This is a genomic window from Pseudoalteromonas sp. TB51 (assembly GCF_000498055.1).
GTDB classification, from domain to species: Bacteria; Pseudomonadota; Gammaproteobacteria; order Enterobacterales; family Alteromonadaceae; genus Pseudoalteromonas; species Pseudoalteromonas atlantica.
The window spans coordinates 1-4,000 of record NZ_AUTO01000320.1; the positions used below are offsets into that span (position 1 = coordinate 1).

At 41.1% G+C, this 4,000-nt stretch carries 3 protein-coding genes and 2 pseudogenes (1 of these 5 cut by a window edge); 1 reads left to right on the top strand and 4 read right to left on the bottom strand.

Annotated features, from left to right (window positions below):
• Positions 1-519 (top strand): annotated as a pseudogene (locus L650_RS0119860) (ABC transporter substrate-binding protein); the annotation flags it as partial.
• Here L650_RS0119860 and L650_RS0119865 read toward each other — a convergent pair.
• The 4 genes and pseudogenes from L650_RS0119865 to L650_RS0119880 form a co-directional block, all read right to left on the bottom strand.
• The gene (locus L650_RS0119865) at positions 476-1,090 is read right to left on the bottom strand and encodes a fumarylacetoacetate hydrolase family protein (RefSeq protein ID WP_029774156.1); all 615 of its coding nucleotides are present in this window, start codon (positions 1,088-1,090) and stop codon (positions 476-478) included. The pseudogene L650_RS0119860 and the gene L650_RS0119865 overlap by 44 nt on opposite strands.
• A 15-nt stretch (positions 1,091-1,105) precedes the next feature.
• Complete coding sequence (locus tag L650_RS0119870) at positions 1,106-3,076, bottom strand: response regulator (protein ID WP_029774157.1); 1,971 nt, start codon at positions 3,074-3,076, stop codon at positions 1,106-1,108.
• Positions 3,077-3,137: 61 nt separating this feature from the next.
• Positions 3,138-3,599 (bottom strand): response regulator, encoded by a 462-nt coding sequence (locus L650_RS0119875; protein WP_024031669.1) that lies wholly within the window; start codon positions 3,597-3,599, stop codon positions 3,138-3,140.
• Positions 3,600-4,000 (bottom strand): annotated as a pseudogene (locus tag L650_RS0119880) (sensor histidine kinase); it runs 1,077 nt beyond the window's last position.

Sequence of the window (4,000 nt, forward strand, 5' to 3'; positions counted from 1 at the left end):
CCTATTAAACTTATTCATTTATTGTCAGACGAGCAATATGTGTATGGACAAGCCGCGGCGCGCAAGTTTACTTCAAAAATTAATAAAATAATCGAAAACACCACGGTGTATCATAAAGCATCGCTAAGCTGGAGCAGCGAAAATGAAAGCCAAGCTGTTATTGCTCGCTTAAGTCGCGGCTTTTTAGATTACACAATAGACTACCCGTTTATGAGGGATTATTTTGTCAACCACAGTAAGTTTAAAAATATAGTCAGTTTACCAATTGAAGAAGACCCCAGAGAGTTTGTTTTAGGGGCTATAGGGTGTGCAGTAAGAGCACCGAATGATTTTGCTTCCAAGGCGCTTAATAAAATAAATAAAGCGCTACATAAGCAGGTATTACAATCGCCTGCTTATGTAAATAGTCAGCGTTTTTGGTTAGAGCAAAGTTTTCCGCAGTTTACTAAGCATTACCAACAGCAAATACTTAATCCTATTGTGCCTGCCAGCTCTGCGTTAACAAGCAGGTCGAATTAGCATACAAGCTTACTGTAAATACGCTGTTTGCAGGCACTTCCCCTACGCCTGCAGGCGTTCCCGTCATTATTACATCGCCATTTTCTAAGTGCATAAACTCATTAATTTCACTTAAAATATCTTTAGGCTTATGTATCATAAATTGCGTATCGCCTTGTTGAATAACGTTATCGTTAATTTTAAGCTCAAACGTAAACGCCTGCTCAGCATCCGCTATAGCGACAAAGGGCGTTAATAATACCGAGCCGTTAAACGCCTTGGCGCGCTCCCACGGTAACCCTTTATTTTTAAGCTTACTTTGCACGGTACGTTTAGTTAAATCCAACCCTAAACCTACGCCTGCCAACTCATTATTTTTAATAACAAAACACAGCTCGGCTTCATAGTGCAGTGTGTCGTTATTGTGCGTAGCAAATAAGGTAGACGAAAGCGCACTGTTCGGTTTATTAAACAATACCATTTGATCTGGTAGCTCATTATTAAGCTCGGCAATATGCGCGGTGTAATTACGCCCAACGCATACTACTTTAGAGGGCGTTAATATCTCACTTTCTAGTTTTATCGACTGCATAAAATAACTTCTAAATTACGAGCTGATCAAGGTTTCTAATAAGCTCAGGTTAATCGGTTTCAAAAGTACATGATTAATATTTAAATCTTTGATCTGCTTAGGATCGGGCTCTGCACCACTAACAATCACTAAGCTTAAGTCAGGGTAACGTTCGTTAATTTGCTTACCTAAATCTACACCACGCCCGTCAGGTAAGTGCATATCGAGCAATACCTTATTAAATTGTTGGTCATGATTGAGGGTTTGTAAACATTGTGCACACGTTGAGGTAATAACGGTTTCTACCCCTAAACTTTCTAGCAGCAACTGCGTAATTTGCGCTGCATCTTGGTCGTCCTCAACCAATAAAAAGCGCTGTTTTTTCTCTATTACAGCTTTGTCGCTGTGAATGTTTTTAGCTTGAGGCGCATGCTCTGGCGATACTAAGTAATCTTGTAAGCATTGATACAAAGAAGAGCTATCAACGGGCTTTGGTATTACATCGTTAAAGCCAAGGGCGGCAAGCTCTTCATGTATGCCTTTCATAGTGGCGGCAGTAAGCGCAATAATTGGGCCTGTGTAGCCCATTTTTCTAAGCTCTATTGTCGCTTCTTTACCACCCATTACGGGCATATGTATATCAATAAAAATAATATCATAAGGAGAGCGATACGCCTCGGCAATTCTTACTTTTTCAAGCGCTTGCTGGCCATGTTCGGCGTAGTCTACGCGCGCACCACATGTGCTAATCATATGGCCAACTAACATGCGTAAATCGCGTAAATCATCAACCACTAATACGCGGCCGGTCACTTTGCATGGTGCTGATTTTGTCTGTAGTTGCGAGCCACTACTAAAGTTTAATACTTGGCGTTCTACTTCACTTATATCACCTGGGTACACCGAAATAGTAAAGGTAGAGCCTTCGCCCATTCTAGAGGTTAAATCAATACTGCCGTGCATACGCGCTAATAGCTCGGCACAAATAGCAAGGCCTAAGCCTGCTCCGCCAACAGAGCGCGATTCTACATCGGCTATTTGCTCAAAGGGTTTAAAAATTAATGCTTGTTTTTCAGGGGCAATCCCCATGCCTGAATCTTTAATACTAAAAAATAGCATTTCTTGGCCTTCAACCCACTCGGTCCAGGCACTAACCACTATTTCGCCCTTTTCGGTAAATTTAACCGCATTATTGATTAAGTTAATGAGTATTTGGCGTACGCGGGTGGCATCTACTCTCACAATAAGAGGTAGAGGCTGTAGAGACTCAAAGCGAAGGTTTAAGCCTTTATCAAGCACAGATACACGCATTAAGGTGTAAACATCAGCCAGCATGCTATCTAAGTTTACTTCACTTAAGGTGAGCTCTAATTTGTCGGCAGCAATTTTAGATAAATCGAGCACATCGTTTAACAAGCTCAGCAAGTGCTTACCGTTTCGGTAAATAACCCCTAATTCGTTTTCGGCCTGTTTGCTAAAGTCGCTTTGTAGCAGTAACTCTGTATAACCTAATATAGATGAAAGCGGGGTACGTAATTCGTGGCTTAAGTGGGCTAAAAATCTGTCTTTTGAGCGGTTCTCTGCTTCGGCTTTTAAACGCTCTACTCGCTCGCCTTCAACATCTTTACGCGCTAAAGCATAACGTATAGCGCGAGCAAACCGGCTCGAACTCATTTCTGTTTTTATAAGGTAATCTACCGCGCCGGCATCAAGTGCTGCAGAGTCTAATTCATCATTAGATTGCCCCGTAAGCATAATAATTGGCCCGCTAAATCCATTAGCAATGGCCTTTTTTAATACACTTAGCCCATTTGAGGCGCCTAATCGATAATCAAGCAAACAAATATCGTGATCGTTTTTACTTAAAATGCTTATTGCTTGCTCAGGAGAGCTTATCCATTCTATGTCAAATGTATGTGAATCTAACTGATCTAAGTAGTCGCAAGTGAGAATGTAATCATCTTCATCGTCTTCTACTAAAAGTAAGCGAGTCACTTTATCTAACATACTACCTCCTTTTAATTGCATTTAATAAGCCCCTAATTAGGGGCTTAATGTTGCTACTTATTTAGTCGTTAAACGTTGTCGGCAGCTCTACAAATTCTACCCAGTATTTTCCTAGGGTTTTCATTAAATCAACCAAGCCATCAAACGTTACCGGTTTAGTAATATAAGAGGCCGCTCCTAAGTTATAGCCTTTAACCATGTCTTCTTCTTGCTTAGAAGTGGTTAAAATAACAACCGGTATGCCTTTAAGGTTTGGGTTTGCCTTAATGGCCTCAAGTGCTTCACGGCCATCCATACGTGGCATATTTAAATCAAGCAAAATCAACCCTGGGCGTGGCGATGAATTTTTATCTTCAAACTTACCCTTGCGCTCTAAGTACTCTAATAATTCAACCCCATCTTCCACAAAATGCAGCTCGTTTAATACACGGCTTTCGGCTAGCGCATCTTGCGTGAGTAGGCGATCATCCTCGTCATCATCTGCCATTAATATTGTAATAGGTTTCACTTTTGAATACGGCATCTAAGCCTCTCCTTGAAGTGTGAAAAGCGTTGTTTCCACAGGTAATTTTATTATGAAGGTTGCCCCTTCACCGTCTTTACTATGAGCGGTAATTATCCCACCATGCCGCTCAACTATACGCCTACAAACTGAAAGCCCAATCCCTGTGCCTTTATATTCCGAACGCCCATGCAGGCGCTGAAATGGTACAAATATTTTATCAGCATACTCTTGTGAGAAACCAATACCATTATCTTTTATGGTAATAAGTTGCCAACCCACTTTTTCGTTATGCTCTTCACTAAACTCGTCTTTGTGCTCGTACATTACGCTTATGTGTGGCTCAACACCTGGCTTTCTAAACTTAACAGCGTTAGACAGTAAGTTTAAAAACAACTGCTGCATTTGGCTTTTATCGGCTT

What these genes read in the sequence shown, in the direction of transcription:
- L650_RS0119865 (WP_029774156.1), bottom strand. Translation starts at nt 1,090, where the DNA reads ATGCAGTCGATAAAACTAGAAAGTGAGATATTAACGCCCTCTAAAGTA.
- L650_RS0119870 (WP_029774157.1), bottom strand. Translation starts at nt 3,076, where the DNA reads ATGTTAGATAAAGTGACTCGCTTACTTTTAGTAGAAGACGATGAAGAT.
- L650_RS0119875 (WP_024031669.1), bottom strand. Translation starts at nt 3,599, where the DNA reads ATGCCGTATTCAAAAGTGAAACCTATTACAATATTAATGGCAGATGAT.